Raw genomic sequence first — 18,264 nt, forward strand, 5'->3', positions numbered from 1 at the left:
CCATCCACGTGAGGAGTCGCGAATAATGAATAGGTTTAGTGTAAAAGGGGTTGTTACTGTGGCAGCCGGGTGTCTGCTGCTGATCGCGGCCACTGCAGCTGTAGCGTCAGATGCGGTTAGGGTGCTTGTGAACGGGAACAATCAAGAACAAGCGGTGCACATCAACGCACAGGAAGTGCCTGAAGTAACACGGGATCTGGTGATCTCTTGGATCAAGGCTCAAGGACGTGATCAAGTCGACTCCTATTTCTGGGAAGGATTATCGATTCGAACCGCGAATCTGGATCAGGATGACGATCTTGAGGTTGTGGCCGTCATAGATGGGGCCGTTCACCTCGGCACATGGTTCCTATTCGACCGACAGCCTGACGGCCAATATAAGCTGATCGCGGAAACAGATTGGAAGGCGGACCGACTCGTATTGGAGGATCCAATCGAAATCGCGGATAACAAGCTGTTCGAAGTCGTGCAGAGTGATGGGGGCACAGGTGTGCATGTCGAGACCGCCCATCTGTATTACTTGGAGCAAGAGAAGCTAGTAGAAGCTTGGCAGGGTGTATTGGAGGAGAAGACGGCGACGATGGGCGTGTACCGTTCGATCATGGGCGGCTATCGGGTGGACGAAAGTGACTTCCTATTGTATGCTTGGCAAACCGTCACGCTGTTGGAAGAAGACATGGTCACTGTCAAAGGGAAACGTCAAACGGAGATGTCGATCTACGCGTTCGATGGTACTCGATTTACGGCAGTACCGATGAAATAGAAATACCCACTTGTGTTTCGTCCCTGGATGATGTATACTTACATTTCCGGTTCAAATTGGTGATCAACACGCCAATTACACCTTTGCCGCGGGGTGGAGCAGCCCGGTAGCTCGTCGGGCTCATAACCCGAAGGCCGCAGGTTCAAATCCTGCCCCCGCAACCAATTTACCTTCTAGCACATGACAGAACCTCGACGAAATCGTCGAGGTTTTTTTGGTGTTGCGAATGCAATTGGGACTGAAGGTTCCTTCTATGGCTGCAGCTCATCGATCGTCTCATCGACTAATCCGGTCCGCACATTGTACATCTCCAGCACCGGTAACACGAATATTTTGCCATCGCCCATCTCGCCTGTCTGCGCCGTCTTGATAATCGTCTGGATCGTCTCTTGCACCTTGTAGTCGGACACGACGATCTCCATCTTCACCTTATAGTGCAAGTTGACCGTATAGGCTTTGCCGCGATACACACCTGTAGCATTTTTCTGCTGTCCACGTCCTTGTACTTGGGTAACGGTAAAGCCGGTCACCTGAATGTCACGCAACGCCTCAATCACTTCGCGCAGCTTCTCGGGCCGGATAATCGCTTCAATCTTTTTCACACTCGCGCCCCCCTTCTTCCTGTCTCTCCTGCTCATCCTAACTTTCATGTTACTGAAATTACCAAGTCTCTGCAAGGTGGGAGCCTTCCAAATAAGAAAAACCGTCGGRAGCAAGCTCCCAACGGTTATCTCGGTCCAACTATTACTTGCAATACTGCTCGAAAGCTGTTGCCAAATCACGAGCAATCTCATCGGCTGAACGATTCTCGATCTGGTGGCGCTCGATCATATGCACCAATTCCCCATTCTTCATCAGTGCAATCGAAGGGGACGAAGGCGGGTACGGTGCGAAATATTCGCGAGCCTTGGCCGTCGCTTCCTTATCTTGACCCGCAAAAACAGTGTACAAGCGGTCTGGCAATACTTCGTTCTGCAACGCCTTGGCAACGCCTGGACGGCATTGGCCTGCAGCACATCCACAGACAGAGTTCACAACGACGAGCGCGGTTCCCTCACTATCGGCGAACTGTTCCACTACCTCTTCCGGCGTCTTCAGCTCCGTAATCCCCAGACGGGTCAAATCCTCACGCATCGGGGTAATCATATCCCGCATATAAGACTCAAATGACATCGACATTGTCGCTTCACTCCCTCTATTATCTTGAAATTTTCAGATATGAAAATGTATGTTTCTATTCGTATTATACATCTCCATGAAGAAGAAGCAAAGCGTTGTCTACGCTTACCAGCTAACGATTCGGATCGGAATGGCCTTCATCGCCTTCACCTTCTGTTTGTTCCACGCCCTCCTGGTAAGCAACGTCCTTGTCAGGATGCATGAAGGTCGCACCCGTAGCAGACGGTACAATCCCCTGTTCAAAATATTCCCGGTTCGCCTCCGACAAGAAGCCAATGTCCTTGAACGGATGCACCCACTCGTCTCCCGCCATAATAGCAGGATCAGTCGCTGTGGACCAATTGTGCAAGGGCGAGTTGTCCGATTCGTACATATGATCCCCGATGCATACACCATGCTCATTCACGAACGCTTCGCGCGGACCTCTACCTTCCTCAAACTGCGGCAAAAAGTTAATTTCGAACGGGTCCAGGTTATGTGCTTCCTGCTTATCTGATGGCTGCTTATCCATAGTCATACGCATCCCTCCTTCCTTATGTATGAGTCCTTGCCGTATGCAGAGATAAGCGGATCGTTAAGTGGCAGGCCGGTTCGGACCGTTTAGTTTTTTATCATTAGTAGATCGATCTTCTTCACCTTTGTTCGTTGTTGCCTCGTTCTGGCTCTTCTGCTTCTGTTGTTCCAGCGAGTCGCCGTTCTGCTCCGTTGGTTTCATAGCTATCAGCTCCTTTCTCCCCGGTATTATGTGTATTTACAGGAAAAATAACCCCGATCGCAGCCAAACCCAGCCATAGCAGCTGTTGAGCGGTCAAGTAAAGCAGGACCGGTTCACCTGGATTATCGCAAAAAGATACGAGCATGCCACCGATGCCAAGCAGGATTGCCGCCTCCTGAAATATTCGGCCGCTCGCTGCTTCGCCGACCTCTGCCTTCCTCCATAGCCTGAATCCGACTAGCCCGGACACGATAAACATGTAGATGTTCAGTGGATGGAACTGTTCATACCCATATCCGTCTGAGATTCCCCACGGCAAATCGGTTATGCTTCCGTAACGCCAACGCAACAGGGAGTACGCCGCTAACGCAGCAGTAGCTCCATAGGCAAGCAGATCGAGCAGCAGGCGTATGGGTAGTCTCATCTTCCGAGTGCGGTACATAATGAACGCCGTTGCTGCCAGTAAGCCGATACCCACTTCTCGCGCGGCACCGCTCATTAGCAACAACGACATCGGCCGCTGCCAGATCAAGGACGGCGCGAATAGCGCGTGGCCGAACTTCCAGAACAGCAGAACGATGAGCGCGGCATTCAGCATCAGTTCCAGGGCAGGCGCAGCCGCCTCCCCGAACACACGCAGGCGCAGACGAATCGCGCCCCATCCGCACACAAGTGAAGCGATCAGGACAAGCAAAGATTTATTGAGAACGAATGGACCTAGCTGCAATATATCATTCAAGATAGCGGCTCTCCTTTATCAATCTGTTCGGATTCGAATAGCGAAGCAGGCAGGTTACTCCTCAACAAAAAACGACAAGGCAACCGCACTTGTCACGGCTCACGATTGTCGTTTACGATTCCTTACTCTTCACCTGGTTGGTGCGCCACTTGTTATACTCCAGAAACTCCACAAATTGATCCTTCGTCACACCGGACTCCATCGCCTCGCGAACGAGCATGGTCCACTCCGGGTCGAGCTCTTGCTCGTCTATCCGGGGCTGAGGCTGAAAAAAAGTCTGAATCGGGACGTCCAACACCACCGATATTTTCTCGAGAAAGTGAATGGACGGATTCGACTGAATATCCCGCTCGATGCTGCTCAAATAGGACTTGGCCACACCGGCCCGTTCAGCAAGCTCGTTCAAAGACCAACCTTTCTCCGCGCGCAGTTGTTTGACGCGTTGCCCTATCATACCTATATCCCCCTAGATGACCACTGTTATGTATATATAAGGTCTACAAGCATTTTATCAAACATGTGATAATTTTCAATAAAAACACAAAAAGAATTCCTTTCTCCCGCCGACGGAAAAAGGATTCTCAGGGACTTACACTATCTGAACAAAGGGAATGGGCTACGCAAAACAGTCTTTATGATCTTGGGATTCGGAATTTCCGGTTTCTTGAATGAAGTGCCGGACCTCTTCCAAGGGAATCCCCATGCTTTGAGCCGTAGCGATCAAATCGATCCATTCGACATCCAGCTCCGGCTTCGACACCGGTTTTCTTGCATTCATTGCAGGGGCACCTCCGATATCTTTTTCTCAGCGACAAAGGGGCTTGTCTGCTTCATCTCATGAAAAATTAATAGCGGCTGTTATAAGATTCGAGAAAACGAACAGAAATACGGGGGTCATCCAAAACTTGGAATTATTAAGGCCTGACCCACGTCTCCATCCATCCGTTCCGGTCTTGCGAAGCATCATACCCCGTACGAGGGTCGGGCTCCGGACGAATGAAGGCGCTCCACCAGAAAATACCTGAGCCATGCACCCCATTCGGATTGAGGTTCGCATTCGAGGCCCGATCGAGCACCAGCTGCATCCGGGCAAGCTCCAGCCCTTGTGCGGCATTCGCCACATTCTCGATCACGGGGTCGTGATATACCGTCTCATCGTCTGCTACTTTCCGCTCGTAGGCAGGCATCGTCGGGTTCAGTCTCGTCTCTGGATGATCGCTGTTCGCGATAGCGTGCGCATACCGCACGATGGTCGTCTTCCAGAACTGCCGGTACGTATCCGCCGATACTACCTTCGACCCCCAACCCATCTGATCGTACATCATCGGGTTCAGCATATTGAAGATGCCAGCCATCTCGCTAATGTACGCGTCTGACCATACAGCAGGGTCGGCTGGAGTAGCGATCGAATAGATCGCATTGTCGGGTAGATGGGCCCGGACATGCGCCGCGGTAGCAACGAGTACCCGGTCATTCGGCAGGAATCCTTCAATATCGAGCTGAATACCGTCTGCTCGGTACACATTTCCAGCCTCGTTCTGAAGACCCTGGTTCACCAGCTTGTCGGCCACTGCACTCAGATTCGCGTTATAGCGGTCGTTCCCGAAGTTCGGATTGGCTACGCGCTTGCCAAACTTCCATGCATAACGGCTGCCATCATTCACGACTACGATTACTTTCATATCCGACGCGGTTTCACGGGAGATCTGGATCCACCGCGCAAGATGCTGGTACCCTTCCTCCGGCAGCGTCCCGTTGAGCGAATCTTCGCTAGAACGCAATACTCCGAGATCGGCCAGCTGATATTCGATCCCGTATCGCTGCAGTTCTCGCACCCGATCCCGCATCTCGTCATCGGTCAGAGGCTCCGTCCCGTCGAACCAGTAGGAGTTCAAGTAAGCCGTGTTGTGGGTTTGCGATTGCGATTCGAACATCCCTACTTCCCCTCCTGTCGCGGTCGTGCTATAGGAAGCTAAGAGAATTAAGAGGCCGGCAATGAATGTTGCTGTATTACGTTTCATTTTCGTTCCTTCCTTCGAGTTGAACCCATGTTGGATTTAATTTCCTAAGAAACTATAATCCAACGACTGGATCTGCACAAGGTTCCAGAGAACGAATTGGAAGAACTTATTTGTCGGCAATAACAAGCTCATGCTCCCCATTTTCAGGATGAAACCCATCTTTGTACCGAATCGACCACGTGTCTGATGCTTCATCGTATTGGGCTTTTTTGACTACAAATGCAATTGGCTTAGGGTCATCTATATTTTGTATAGCTTGACGGATCGCCTGCTCTTCTGACAGGGTAGCATGCTCAGGTTTCTCGTTTGGTGCAAACGATATTTTATCGCTCATCGCTTGACCCGGATAAGAAGTCATTACAATCCCTTGGAACGAAACTTGCACCTTCTGCCCCACCTTAACCTCTTTTGGCACATTCGAAACCCATACCGCGTCATAAAATTCTTTTTTCTCGCCTGTCGTCTTAGGCTCTGGACTTACAATAAGGATGCGTTCGTTATCTACCTTAGTAATATAACCTTCGATACTGAAGGTCCCGAGTTCAGCAGCATTCCGATAAGGAACGACAAGGGGCTGGCGAATTGAGATCATGCCATAATCAGGATTATACTCAACGGTCCCACCCATATTTTCTACGATAAATCGAACAGGAACGTAGGCATGACCGTTATAATTCAACGTAGCATATTCGTCGCTCAACACTTTAGGTTGACTGTTGAACCAATACTCCACGGGAAAAAGTGACGTCTGAATGACACCAGAAGCATACCCTACCGAACATGTTGCAATTATGATCCCACAAATTAACCCTAACATAAACTTTTTCAAATTCAACACACCCCATCGCTAATATATATGGATTATACCCCAAATTATGGATGAAGTTGCGCAGTAATACCCCAGTGAATGGCGCAGGACGTTGCCCATGACCTTAGCGTCACAAAGCAAATAACATCAACCTGACCTTAAGATCACCGACGTATATGTTCTGTTAGGTGCGGGGGGAGGGCATGGGGTAGGTTCCGATTAAGGGTCTTTTTTCACTTGGAACGGCCGTCTCCGCTTCTCATTAATAACAACCCGGCCAGTGGCCGGGTCCTTGGTCGTTGCGTTCAGTTTGCGACCCATAGCGTTGTTTCATCACCTTATTTTGTTCGAATAAGCAAAAATCACGAAATAACACTGTTTGATCATCTTATTTCTTTTGTTCCATCCGATTTCAGCACTTTTCAGCCCGATAGAGTGATGTCACCTTAATTGTGCTGGGATTCTCCAGTCCCGAAAAATAGAGTGAGAATCACCTTATGAATCTTGCTCTAGTAGTAAAATAAGAAACCTCCTGTTCCACCCCCCAAATATTACGATCTTTGACCTAAAAAAGAGATACCCATAAATACTTTAGTACGGTGAAGAACATAAGCTTTCTTATATATTAAAAAAGTGCTGCAGGACGTATCCCACAGCACTTGCTACTACTTCTCCATCTTCGCTAGCAACTCGTTAATGACTTGTTCGAACTGCTGAGGTCCCACCGCACGATTGTAGATGCCCAGAAACGCTCGTGTCGCATCTGCATTCGCCGCGATTAACCGATTCATCGCGATTTGTTCCGGCGTGAAAGGTACATTCTTCGTGTATTGGCATGCCAGTTGGAAATGGAACATCATTTTCGATTCCATTATGCTCTGGTACTCTTCCGCCATCTCATCCCATGCTTCTCCCCAATTGGAGTATCGGGTCAGCACATCGGTCAAAATCCGCGCCGCGTATAACGCGTCCTGCATCCCTTGTCCAACCGCCGGGTCCTTAAACGAAATCGCATCGCCTACGAGCGCCCAACCCGGTCCCATCCCCTGATACCAATCGTTATCGTAGCCGAGCAATCCTCTGATCGGCCCTACCAGAGAAGTACCACGCATCCTCGATTGCAGAGGCGTATTCGGAAAATCGCTCTCGATCACATCACGCATGGCCTGCTCCGGGGAATGCCTGAACGACTCCCTCCATTCCTCACTATCCAAGGGGAACATGATACCCACCACGTACAGGTTGTCGCTCGTCGGGAAGACAATTGAGATCTTATCTTGGATTTTATACAACTCCGCATGTAGGTCTCCGTCCTGGACATAGTTGGCGTAATAGCCTACATAGGAAGCATAATCGGTAGGCACCGCCATTCGGTATGCGCTATTGACCAAGGTCCGCACTTTGGAGTTACGGCCGTCCGCACCGACCACGAGATTGGCGTGGAACTGATGCAGTTCCCCGTCGCGGCTAATCCCCAAAATCCCCTTGACCGTATTGCCCTCCCGGATCACGTCCGTCACGCGAAACCCTTCCATCGAGGTAACACGGGCTTGGGAGGACGCATGCTTGAACAGCGCTTCATCCAGATGCGTGCGCCGGATGCACAGACATTCCGACTCTCCGTCGACTTCCGGGAACTCGCCGTCCATGACGGCATCCTCGAATTGAATGACGGCCCGTTTGTAAGTCGGTGTGCCGGTTTCCAACAGTTGGGGCAACACCCCCATCTTCCTGAGCATGGCTAAGGAATTGCCATAGAAATTATGGGTCGACAACGTATCGCTCGGGAATGTGCTTTTGTCCAGCAGCAACACTTTGTAGCCTACTTTCGACAACTCATAAGCTAGCGACGAGCCAGCGACCCTCGCTCCAACAATAATGACGTCATACTTTTGGTCCCTCAAGTCATCCCTCCATCCTACTGATGATGCAACTGATTCCTCCTCCCATTGTATTAAAAAGCTGCCCCCGCAAGAAGTTACAGACTGTCATTGTTTTTGTCATTGGTGTCACAAACTTCGAGTTCCTGTACCAGTACTGACAAGCTCATGATTCGGCAATTCCGCGTGAATGAGTGGGAACGAGGTTCCGCTATGTGCTTGGTTTCCAATCGAAATGCGGGTGACTCTCGTTCCCCTAAGCCATATGAAAAAAAGACCACTCGATTGAGTGGTCTTGTGATAAATCGGTAGTCGTCTGCTCTAATAGCAAATCCCCTACTTCAGCTCCCGGAACGCCTGCTGCATGATCGCGTAGCTCTTCTTCGGCCGCTCCTGGTATTTCACTTGATTCCAAGGCTTCCACTTGTACAACGGCTGCTTCGAGACATCGACGACGTCGCTGCCGTCTCCGAGGCCACGGACCTCGCCTGTGCTACGGTCCACGATCCACGGAACGAAGCGGATGCCGTTCACCTTCTCGGTGAGCAGCTTGCCGTTCTTCTCTCCGTAGCTGATTACGTTCAGAGAACTCGGGTCGGCGAAGCCGAGCAGCATCCAGGGGATGCGCATCTCGACGACGTTCCCTTTCGCCTGCCACATGGCGAGCGAGTTGTAGTCCGGGGACGACGGGTCGGTCGTACCCCGCGGCAGCAAGCCGGCCGGGATGTCCCGGTACGGGCGGTAATACTTCGCCCACGGCGGACTGAACTCCATGTCGACGATGAGCTTCCAGGGCGAGAACACGCCGGAATCGTCCTGCATCTCGGCCTCCTGAACAGGAGCCATGCCATTAATGACACCCCACAAGCGGGTCGTGAAATCATAATTCGAGGCGGTGCGGACTTCGCTCTCCGGCTCGCGGCCGATCGTGATCAGCGTCTCGAGCCCCTCGCTCAGCGTGCGGTTCCCGAGCACATCGGCATGGCGGTTGCCGCCTCCGATCGTATCGGCGCCGATCTGGATCAGCTCTCGAGCCGGGTCGAAGTCATGGTCTAGTTCTCCCGCGATGTAGACGTACGCTTCGTCATGCGTCACCCACATGTTCGTCCAGCCGGGAACGCCGGGATCGAACTTCTTCTTGTCCTCGAGCTGCATCCAGTCGTCCAGCTGACCGTCGATCAGCAGCGGGCCGTCCTTGCTCGAGTACATCCCGGTGATCCCGAACAATTGCTCGTTCGTGAGCACGTTCAGCCAATACTTGCGCCGGTCGACCGGCTGCTCGAAGTCCTGCGTGTTCCACGTCCGCTTGAACCACTCGTCCTGCCACATGAACAAGATCGCACCGGCGTAGTGCTCCTGGTGGATCGTCTGCAGCAGGTCGGCGTTAATCCTCCCCTGCTCCTCCTCGGTGTGGCCGCCCTGATCTCGCCCCAGGTTGGATAGATGCCCGATGCCTAGCGAAGAAGGCACACCGAACTCCGTCACCATGATCGGCATGCCGGTATGGTGCTCCTTCAGCAAGCGCAGGTAAGCCTTGTACGTATCGATCTCGCCCCGGTCGTTCTTCACATTCTGAATGGACGGATCGCTGCGCAGAAATTCCGGGTAATAGGGATACGCATGATACGAAGCGTAGTACCCGCCCTGCCAGTCGACAGGCTCGATGTGCATCGGATCGACGCTGACGAGATCCTCGGCGCGATCGATCTCGCCGGGGTGCGCGAGCGGATCGGTCGACACCCAGTTCGTGAACGCGATCGGATGCTGCCAGCCCTGCTCAATTTCAAAAGAAGCCAAGGTGTCGAGCATCTCCGCCAGCATATTCTCGAACGCCGTGACGCCCGCCTTCGCCTTAAAATGAGTCCCCTGATAAGGCTCCATGTTCGGATTCGCCTTGTCCGACGCGTCCACGATCGAGGGGTCCCATTCCGTGCCGACACTCCAGCCCATGAGATACGGACCGGCGTTCGCGAGGTAGCGGCCGTTTGCCTTACCCGTTGTGCTCGGAATGCTAGTATCCCCGTACACAGCCCCGACCGCGTAGATGATCTCTTTTTTGAAGGTTTTGATGACAAGCGGGCTTTGGGCATCGTGGGTTTTGATCAGCTGCTCTTCAGGGGACCAGACACCCTGAATGAAATAGAGCGGCGAGTCCCGATGCTGCTCATTGAATTCGACGAGCGCCTCGTAGAAGACCGGCTCGTGTATGGTATACACCCGGATCACATTCGCTCCGAGTTCTTGAATTTCGGCGAACCACTTCAGGAAGGTCGACTTGTCGATCGCCAACTCCCCTGGGTCGTGACCGGGAACGGTCGCTCCGAGGTTCACCCCTTTGGCGAAAAAGGGCTGCCACTTCCCACCTTGATATAACTCGATCTGATCCCCTTGCGTACGAAATTTCACATGTTGACCATTCTCGAGCACGACACTCTCCACCTCGGCACTCACCGCCTGAAGCGGCCCATAATAGTACCACCCCGTATAGCCGACGATCAGGATGGCCAGCACTAGCAAACTTAGACGAAGCTTGATATTTCTCTTCATTTGGACGATCGACTCCTTACTGCCGCTACTTCCTTCTACTACTCATGAGGGCCATATTCAATGCCAGATTCCGTAGCCTCCATATGACTACGTAAAATGCGGGTAAGCTCACCCACATACAAATCCAGGGGCTGACGCCGTTCGGATGGGTCTCTTTGGGCGTATGCAATAAATCGTTGAAGCTCCAAGCAGAGGCCATCGAGATCTCCTGTTGCTTTCGTCGCGTGCGCGTTCAACGGCTAAGCACCTCCTTAAGATAAGAGCCTGCGGATACGGGCTTCTACTTCCATAGGGGAATACGGCTTCTTGACGTAATCGGACACCCCCAGATCGAAGCAGGCGCTGATATCGCGCTCCACCCGCTTCTCCGACAGCACCATAATGCTGCAATCCGCTGATGTTCCTTGCATGGCTTGCCGTTCCCGAATGCGGCGAATCAGATCGTACCCGTCGTAGACAGGCAGCGACAGCTCCGTAATGACCAGGTCCGGGGACAGTGTCTGATACATTCGCAAGCCGTCGCGCCCGTTATGCGCCAGGAATACCTCATAGCCTTTGCGACGCAGCAGCGTATCGAGCAGCTCCCCACCGGTCTCGTCCTCGTCAACGATCAAGATCGTGGCCGACTTCCGCTTCGCCTCCGGCGGATTGTAGATCAGGATGGACGGCTCCCCGTCCGCTTCCTGCTCCAGCAAGTCATGCATCGCCAGCATGTCCGATTCCTTCGGAGAGCCGCAGTCCGGGAAGCTGGCAATGATCATGCCGCCCGCCGCGATCCCTTCCTCCTGCATGAGCTGCTTGACCGACAAGGCGGCATAATGTGTGTCGCTCAAGACGCGGTCAGGGAGCAGCAAAGCGAAGGTGCCTGGGCTCGAGTCTTCCGAGAATTGCACCTCGAGCTCCTGCTCGCTCTGCGCGATCCGCGCCTGCAACCGGCCGAGTCCCACTGGGCCCAGCGGACTGCTAACCAAAATGAGGCCGCATGCGGTCTCATTCGAGTGGAGTAGTGCCTGGTGCAAACGTGTGAACAAGGGATGGGTATCCACCGCCATATCCAATAATGGACTGGTCATATTCTTTCACCTCATCTTCGGAGACCGCATACTGCAGCAGTCTGCCTGGTTTAGTTGTTCGCAGGTTGGTTATGCAGGACCGGCTGGCGACCTTTATCCTCAGGCTCGTCCTGCCAGCTCGTCCGCACCATAACGCCCCACGAGTCGTCATTACGGATGTAATCGATATGGCCAAGTATTTTCCAATACACATTGATCTGGTTGTAGCCGAGTGTCATGATCACGGAGTAGACGATCATTTTGATCAAATCCTTGAACTTCGGGTAGCGCCGGAACGCAATCTCTTCTATTAATAGCGCCCCACAGCTGAACACAATTTCGACGAGCAGACTAACCCCGAGTATGAGCAGCATCATCTTGTAATCGGCCATATTGAGTGCGATGTATCCGATGAGCGCCATGTACCCGGTCAGACGCAAGTAAGGGCCTAGTGTCTCGAAAATAAGTGTATACGGCATCGACAACAGTCCCACTGCCCGATACTTGGGAACGAACATCATGCTGCTGTATCTGAAAATATTCTTGATGTTGCCTCGCGACCACCGTTTGCGCTGACTCTGCAAAATGCGCAGCGATTCCGGCGCTTGCGTCCAGCACACCGCATCCGGACAATAAGCGATCCGGTACGGAAGCCCGTGGTCGAGCATATGCTTGTGCAGCTTGATAATGATGTTCATGTCTTCCCCCGGGAAGCCGTCCCGATATCCGTCGACCTTGATTAAGTAATCTTTGCGAAACAAGCCGAACGCGCCCGACACGATGATGAGCCCGTTGATCGCACTCCAGCCGATACGCCCAGCCAGAAACGACTTCAAATACTCGATGTTCTGGAACATCGGCAGCAGCTTGTTCGGCAAGCTCACCTCGGTGACGCTGCCATTCTCGATCTTGCACCCATTCGCAACGCGAACGTTGCCGCCGATGGCGATCGTCTCCTCGGGATTCTCCATATAGACGGAGGCAAGCCGGATCAGGGCATCCTTCTCCAGCAGCGAATCGGCATCGATCGTCGCGACGAGCGGGTAGTGTGATACGTTGATGCCTACGTTCAGCGCATCGGCCTTCCCCCCATTCTCCTTGTCCACGACATAGAGCGTCGGGTAGCGCGGATTATGATACACGCCCCGGATCGGCATCGCCTCGAGTCCCGCTTGATCGGAATGGTTAATCTTCGGCACGAGGCGGAAGGCGTCGATCAGTACCTGGAGCGTAGTGTCGGTAGAGCCATCGTTGATGACAATCACTTCATAGGAAGGATAGCCGAGGTTCAGGAGGGAGCCGACACTCTCGATGATGGTCAGCTCTTCATTATAGGAAGGGACGAGGATGGACACCGGAGGCACCTGCTCGGAGCCGGACAGCTCCCGGTACCTGGCATATCTCGCTCCCTTGAGAATACGAATGATTCGTTTGTGGGAGAGCAGCATGAGAATGAAGTAGAACGCATAGACGGCAATGACGGAATATAAGGCGAATAGAGCATAGCCTAACAGTAACGATTTCAAGCAAAGTCCCCCCTCGATATAAGGAGCCCATTCGACGACTGCCCTCCGTAAGGGCGTCCCTCAAAAAATTGCCGATAAATCTGCAGTCTACGGTTATGCTGCAAGGCTTGTTCGAAATCATCCATGTACAGGGAACCATGCATCAGTTCCTCTTGGATGACCGCGTAGGCCAAGCTCGACGACTCCGAATGCTCCAGGCTAGCTGCTGTCTCACATAACGCTCGGAAGCCGCTGTCCTGCAAGTGGACCAAGCTGCGGGCGCTATTCATGCGAACGCGCCAGTCGGAGTCGGACAATCCTTCCTTCAGCAGCTCGATCGAGGGATCGAGTCCCATCCGGCACAAGGCATCCGCCACTTCAGCCCGAACGGTCGCATCCTCGTGCCTCATCCAGGCGGTAAGCTGATCGACCGTCGGGGCGGTCCCTTGCCGTGCCAGTGTCTGGACCGCTAATAGTCGCAGCTCGGGATCTTCCGAGGCCAGGAATGGCGGGAGAAGCTGAAGGGCGTCCGGCAGTGAGCGGTTCTGCAGGCCCGTCAGGGCAATCCTCTGCAGTTCATCGTCCGGTGCTTGCAAGTAGTCGAGCAAGAGGCTTGTATAGTCCATGCGGGATAGTGTCAGCACTTCCGCCACGAGACGATGTGACTGCTTGCGATGCTTCGCCAGGCTGCGAACCATCGCGTCCAGCTGTTCGACGCGCTCTGCGCTTCTAGAGATAGCACGAGCTATGACGAACGCTGGGGAACCGTAACGCTCCTCGTCGAGCAGCTGCTGCAGAAGCGGAACCGCAGGTCCTGCTTGCAGTACGCCGAGGTTGTAGGCTGCGTCCAGGCGAATCCAATGAATCTCGCTCCTCAGTCGGCGTACGTTCATGTCGACGAGACCGAGATCGCGGCACAATCCCGCCAGCTTGTCTCTCTCTGCTCCAACAATGGTGTCCATCCACTGGAACAACTTCCCCTGAATGACCTTCAGTTCCGTGCGTGTTAGCGTTCCGACCGGCTTCTGAAGCGGTACGTCTTCGTGCAGGTGAGCTTTTACATAATCGAAGTAATCCTGATGCTTGCTAAGATAAGCTAGAGTTTGACGGTCCAGCCAGATCGACCGCGCTCTTAACCCGAACAAGCTGGTGAAAATGAGCACGATGATCACAAGTAAGATGTAGGCCAGAATGATTAACTCCGAACTACTGTCAGACATATGGATTTCCCTCCTAATCTCTATCTACGGAAAGGCTGTTCTTATTAACGAACCAATTACGAGTATACCTTAGAACAGACGAATTGAAAAACAGCAAAATACCGACAAAATTCTTTAAAAAGAACAATATCCCCTGTTTTCCTCCCGAATATTCCCGAATACAACCAAAACAAAACTTTATATAGAACGATACATTGAATATAATGAAACATGTTGTTCTTTATTGAGTACAATTGGCATCATAGACTTCGGACTTGAAACACAAAGGATGGTTGATAGGATGAATATACCTAATACGAATGCGGGCGCGAAGGGTAAGAAAGCCGGCTCGCTTCCTTACACGCTGCACATGTACGTCCTCCAGCTTCGTCCCCGGCAGTGGACCAAGAACTTGCTCGTGTTCGCCGCCCTGATCTTCTCGATTCAGAAGTCGACCATGGACATGCTGATGCATTCCGTCGCTGGCTTCCTCCTGTTCTGCTTCGTCTCGAGCTGTGTGTACATTCTGAACGACTTCGTGGATCGCGAGGCAGACCGGCAGCATCCCGAGAAGCGGCACCGTCCGATGGCGTCCGGGGCGATCCCCCCTCATGGCGCTATTATGCTAGGAGCGGTCTTGCTGATCGGATCACTCACAACCGCATTCTTGCTCAGCCCTATCTTCGGACTGCTGCTGCTCGCTTACTTCACGATCAATGTAGCGTACTCGCTCAAGCTGAAACATGTCGTCATCGTGGACGTGCTGATCGTCGCCTCCGGCTTCGTGCTGCGTGCGATCGGCGGCGGTCTGGTCATCGGGGTATCGCTGACCCCTTGGTTCTTGATCTGTACGCTGCTGCTTTCCATCTTCCTCGCCATTAGCAAGCGTCGGCATGAGGTCCATGCATTGCAGAACGATCGAGGCGCGCATCGGAAGGTGCTTGAGTTTTATTCCATCGAGCTGCTGAATCAGTTGAACAGCATTGTGACGACCGCGACGATCATGAGCTATGCCTTGTTCACGTTCACGTCCGGTCATACGATCCACCTTATGTGGACGCTCGCGTTCGTGATCTATGGTGTGTTCCGGTATTTGTACCTGATTCATATGGAGGACAAAGGGGGCAAGCCGGAAAAAGTGCTGTTCGAGGACCGTCATTTGCTCGTCACCGTCATGCTGTATGCTTTTTCGGTCGCGCTCATCTTGATTTATCTGGAGTAACCGTTGATCTCGGATAGGAGGCACTTGAATGAAAATCGTATGGCTGTTAGCCTCTGTCCTGTTGGGGGTTGTCGGACAATTGCTTATGAAATGGGGGCTCGTGGAGCCGAAGCCACTCTGGACGGGAGGCCCGTCCTTCACTCGAACGATCAGCTCTTGGCCTGTGCTGGCCGGCTTGATCTCGTATGCGTGCAGCTCTGTGTTCTGGCTGCTCGCCTTGAAGCAAATGCCGATCAGCGTAGCCTATCCGATGGTGAGTCTCGGCTATGTGGGCGTAGCGCTCGCTGGGTACTACCTGTTCAATGAACCGATGTCCGCCGTTCGCTGGGTGGGCATTGGGGTAATCTTGGTCGGTGTTGTAATTGTAGCTAGAAATTAATGGGGATTTGGAATAGCGGATCTATGGTCCGATTGAGTAGCAATAACTACAGTTATTTACAAATAAGGGGGAACCGATATGAACGAGGTTCATAGCTACATGTTTGCCCTCCTGCCCCTCCTCGCATGGGTCGTCTCCGGCTGCTTGAAGTTCGCGATCAATCTGCTCAAGCATGGGTCGCAGGCTCGCGAGCATATCGGTAATGGTGGCTTTCCCAGCACACACACGTCTGTCGTCTCCTCCATTACTATGGGGATCGGGTTCACAGTCGGTTGGGACAACCCTTTGTTCGGTCTGGGCGTGGCGATGCTGATGATTGTCGCCATCGACGCGACGGGTGTACGGAGGGCGGTGGGCCACCATGCGCGATGGATTAATGTGTTGTCGAGACAGCATCCAGAGAACGAAGCGTCACTCCTAAGGGAGAAGCAGGGACACACCAAATTCGAAATCATCGGTGGTCTCGGAGTCGGCACGCTGATCGGCTGGATCGCGTCGTGGTTCATATCCTTATAAGGAATTAGGAGAGATAGAGATGAGAGAACGTATTCCACAACTTAGCTTACTTACAGGGATAGCCCTGCTTGTATTCACAGCGGCAACTTTCGCCGTATCCTCACTTTTGTTCCTGGTTCATATTGAGATTACCGTTGCTAATCTGTTTCTGGCGTTGGCTGTAACCGCCGCGATCATGTGGTTCGCAACCAAAGTATATTTTCCCGAGCAACGCGCGCTTTACTTCTGCATCAGTCTGTTGGCCTCGCTAGTTGTTTTTTTTATTTTTTTGGCCATCAGCGGTTCATTCTATGACTTGAGCTATGACGGACAGACGTACCACCAGGAGGGCATTCTGAAGCTGGCCCAAGGCTGGAATCCGTTCTATGACAAGTCGCTTGGCGAGCAGGGCGTCCCTTATGCAATCTGGATTGACCACTATGCCAAAGCAAGCGAAACGATGGCGGCTGCGCTGTACGCTGTTACCGGCACCATCGAGCTGAGCAAAGTGTTCAATTTCCTGCTCATCGCAGGTTCGTTCTTCCTCAGCTTCTCTGCGCTGGCTGCCATCCTTCCCCGCAGACGCGGGCTGGCCGCCTTATTCGCCTTCATGCTCGCCTGTAACCCWGTGAGCATCTATCAGAGCCTCAGCTTCTATGTTGACGGGCAGCTCGGCTCTTTGCTCATCTGTCTCATAGCACTCAGCGTACTGATCTATAAACGACCTAAGTGGCCTCATCTCGTCGCGTTCTCATTCTGCATCGTGCTGGCGCTTAACAATAAATTCACGGCACTTGCATATGTCGGCATCCTATGCATCGGATTGGTACTAGCGCTCTACATTACCCAGAAGCACGGTATCTTGAAAAAAATGCTGATCGTCATGACAGCCAGCGCCATAATCGGCGTCGCTCTGCTTGGATTCAATCCGTATGTGACCAACATGATGAAGTACAAGAATCCCTTCTACCCGCTCGCCGGGGAAGATTCTAAGGACGTCGTGGCCGCATTCACACCAACCAGCTTCATGACGATGAACCGGTTCGAGGAAGCGGCCGTCTCCTACTTCTCGCAGTCGGAGGGCAATAGCACGAAGCGCGACGAAACCACGCTGAAGCTTCCTTTTACGTTCAGCCTGGAGGAGCTTCAATACTACGGCATTCCCGACACCGCCATCGGCGGATTCGGCCCCTTGTTCAGTGGAGTGCTCGTGCTAGCGTTGATCATTCTTGTGATGGCGTTCCTGTACAATGTGCCCAGAACGATGGTGGTGATCGGACTGCTCGGTATCCTGCTCGCCTCCGTCTTCATTAACTATGCCGCCTGGTGGGCGCGCTATGTGCCGCATCTGTGGCTGCTGCCTTTCCTCATCGCGCTGCTCGGCTTCAGCTTCACCGAGCGCAAGGTGATCCGAGGCTTGAGTTGGCTCATGGTGGGCGTGTTGTTCATCAACATGGCGATGGTGTCGGTGTCGTACTACAAGCTGCAGGCGGAAGCGAACCACGAGCTGAAAACACAGCTGCAGACGCTGAAGCAAGCGCCGCAGCCGGTCACGGTCTACTTCTCCTATGCGTTCTCTAACAAGAACCGACTGGAGGAATCCGGGATTGCAGTGAAGGAGGTGAACATGGAACCGAAATGCGATTCGGTACTGGAGCTGAGGGACTCCGGTACCCTAGCGTGTATCGGTGCTCAGTAGTGGGCTTGGGTGCGATTGCTGCAAGCACCCCCAATTATTCGATACTGGAGGAACTTATTGT

At 52.8% G+C, this 18,264-nt stretch carries 19 protein-coding genes and 1 tRNA gene; 6 read left to right on the forward strand and 14 right to left on the reverse strand.

Annotated elements, in window-relative coordinates:
* Window positions 1-25: 25 nt before the first annotated feature.
* Window positions 26-763 (forward strand): hypothetical protein, encoded by a 738-nt coding sequence (locus AC1DWB_RS01130; protein WP_477539182.1) that lies wholly within the window; start codon window positions 26-28, stop codon window positions 761-763.
* An 87-nt stretch (window positions 764-850) separates the two neighbouring features.
* Window positions 851-927: transfer RNA gene (locus tag AC1DWB_RS01135), tRNA-Met, on the forward strand.
* 87 nt (window positions 928-1,014) lie between these two features.
* On the opposite strand, the gene AC1DWB_RS01140 is transcribed toward AC1DWB_RS01135, so the two are convergent.
* The 14 genes from AC1DWB_RS01140 to AC1DWB_RS01205 form a co-directional block, all read right to left on the reverse strand.
* On the reverse strand, window positions 1,015-1,365 hold the full coding sequence (locus AC1DWB_RS01140; protein ID WP_477539183.1) for a P-II family nitrogen regulator: 351 nt from the start codon (window positions 1,363-1,365) through the stop codon (window positions 1,015-1,017).
* A 142-nt stretch (window positions 1,366-1,507) separates the two neighbouring features.
* Complete coding sequence (locus AC1DWB_RS01145; protein WP_477539184.1) at window positions 1,508-1,942, reverse strand: BrxA/BrxB family bacilliredoxin; 435 nt, start codon at window positions 1,940-1,942, stop codon at window positions 1,508-1,510.
* 112 nt (window positions 1,943-2,054) lie between these two features.
* Window positions 2,055-2,459 carry a DUF3905 domain-containing protein gene (locus AC1DWB_RS01150; RefSeq protein ID WP_477539185.1) on the reverse strand — a complete coding sequence of 135 codons (405 nt, stop codon included), beginning with the start codon at window positions 2,457-2,459 and terminating at the stop codon, window positions 2,055-2,057.
* 115 nt (window positions 2,460-2,574) lie between these two features.
* On the reverse strand, window positions 2,575-3,396 hold the full coding sequence (locus tag AC1DWB_RS01155) for a hypothetical protein (protein WP_477539186.1): 822 nt from the start codon (window positions 3,394-3,396) through the stop codon (window positions 2,575-2,577).
* A 112-nt stretch (window positions 3,397-3,508) separates the two neighbouring features.
* Window positions 3,509-3,850, reverse strand: a complete 342-nt coding sequence (locus AC1DWB_RS01160) for a helix-turn-helix domain-containing protein (RefSeq protein ID WP_477539187.1) — start codon at window positions 3,848-3,850, stop codon at window positions 3,509-3,511.
* A 162-nt stretch (window positions 3,851-4,012) separates the two neighbouring features.
* The gene (locus AC1DWB_RS01165; RefSeq protein WP_477539188.1) at window positions 4,013-4,174 is read right to left on the reverse strand and encodes an anti-repressor SinI family protein; all 162 of its coding nucleotides are present in this window, start codon (window positions 4,172-4,174) and stop codon (window positions 4,013-4,015) included.
* A gap of 136 nt (window positions 4,175-4,310) precedes the next feature.
* Window positions 4,311-5,417, reverse strand: coding sequence for a hypothetical protein (locus tag AC1DWB_RS01170; protein ID WP_477539189.1), 1,107 nt, complete (start codon window positions 5,415-5,417; stop codon window positions 4,311-4,313).
* 106 nt (window positions 5,418-5,523) lie between these two features.
* Complete coding sequence (locus AC1DWB_RS01175; protein WP_477539190.1) at window positions 5,524-6,252, reverse strand: DUF3221 domain-containing protein; 729 nt, start codon at window positions 6,250-6,252, stop codon at window positions 5,524-5,526.
* A 638-nt stretch (window positions 6,253-6,890) separates the two neighbouring features.
* Entirely contained in the window at window positions 6,891-8,129 is a 1,239-nt protein-coding gene (locus AC1DWB_RS01180; protein ID WP_477539191.1) for an NAD(P)/FAD-dependent oxidoreductase, read from the reverse strand.
* A 312-nt stretch (window positions 8,130-8,441) separates the two neighbouring features.
* Window positions 8,442-10,652: a hypothetical protein gene (locus AC1DWB_RS01185; protein WP_477539192.1), complete on the reverse strand. Its 2,211-nt coding sequence runs from the start codon at window positions 10,650-10,652 to the stop codon at window positions 8,442-8,444.
* A gap of 38 nt (window positions 10,653-10,690) precedes the next feature.
* The gene (locus tag AC1DWB_RS01190) at window positions 10,691-10,888 is read right to left on the reverse strand and encodes a hypothetical protein (protein ID WP_477539193.1); all 198 of its coding nucleotides are present in this window, start codon (window positions 10,886-10,888) and stop codon (window positions 10,691-10,693) included.
* 15 nt (window positions 10,889-10,903) lie between these two features.
* Complete coding sequence (locus AC1DWB_RS01195; RefSeq protein WP_477539194.1) at window positions 10,904-11,725, reverse strand: response regulator transcription factor; 822 nt, start codon at window positions 11,723-11,725, stop codon at window positions 10,904-10,906.
* Window positions 11,726-11,775: 50 nt separating this feature from the next.
* Window positions 11,776-13,230, reverse strand: coding sequence for a glycosyltransferase family 2 protein (locus AC1DWB_RS01200; RefSeq protein ID WP_477539195.1), 1,455 nt, complete (start codon window positions 13,228-13,230; stop codon window positions 11,776-11,778).
* Entirely contained in the window at window positions 13,227-14,429 is a 1,203-nt protein-coding gene (locus tag AC1DWB_RS01205; protein WP_477539196.1) for a HEAT repeat domain-containing protein, read from the reverse strand. Before AC1DWB_RS01205 ends, AC1DWB_RS01200 begins: the two co-directional genes overlap by 4 nt.
* 280 nt (window positions 14,430-14,709) lie before the next feature.
* On the opposite strand from AC1DWB_RS01205, the gene AC1DWB_RS01210 reads away from it, so the two are divergent.
* From AC1DWB_RS01210 to AC1DWB_RS01225, 4 genes are all read left to right on the forward strand, one after another.
* Window positions 14,710-15,630 (forward strand): decaprenyl-phosphate phosphoribosyltransferase, encoded by a 921-nt coding sequence (locus AC1DWB_RS01210; protein ID WP_477539197.1) that lies wholly within the window; start codon window positions 14,710-14,712, stop codon window positions 15,628-15,630.
* 28 nt (window positions 15,631-15,658) lie between these two features.
* On the forward strand, window positions 15,659-16,009 hold the full coding sequence (locus AC1DWB_RS01215; RefSeq protein ID WP_477539198.1) for an SMR family transporter: 351 nt from the start codon (window positions 15,659-15,661) through the stop codon (window positions 16,007-16,009).
* A gap of 78 nt (window positions 16,010-16,087) precedes the next feature.
* Window positions 16,088-16,525 (forward strand): divergent PAP2 family protein, encoded by a 438-nt coding sequence (locus AC1DWB_RS01220; RefSeq protein WP_477539199.1) that lies wholly within the window; start codon window positions 16,088-16,090, stop codon window positions 16,523-16,525.
* 19 nt (window positions 16,526-16,544) lie between these two features.
* The gene (locus tag AC1DWB_RS01225) at window positions 16,545-18,203 is read left to right on the forward strand and encodes a hypothetical protein (protein ID WP_477539200.1); all 1,659 of its coding nucleotides are present in this window, start codon (window positions 16,545-16,547) and stop codon (window positions 18,201-18,203) included.
* Window positions 18,204-18,264 lie beyond the last annotated feature (61 nt).

The organism is Paenibacillus sp. P4_E11 (assembly GCF_056401635.1).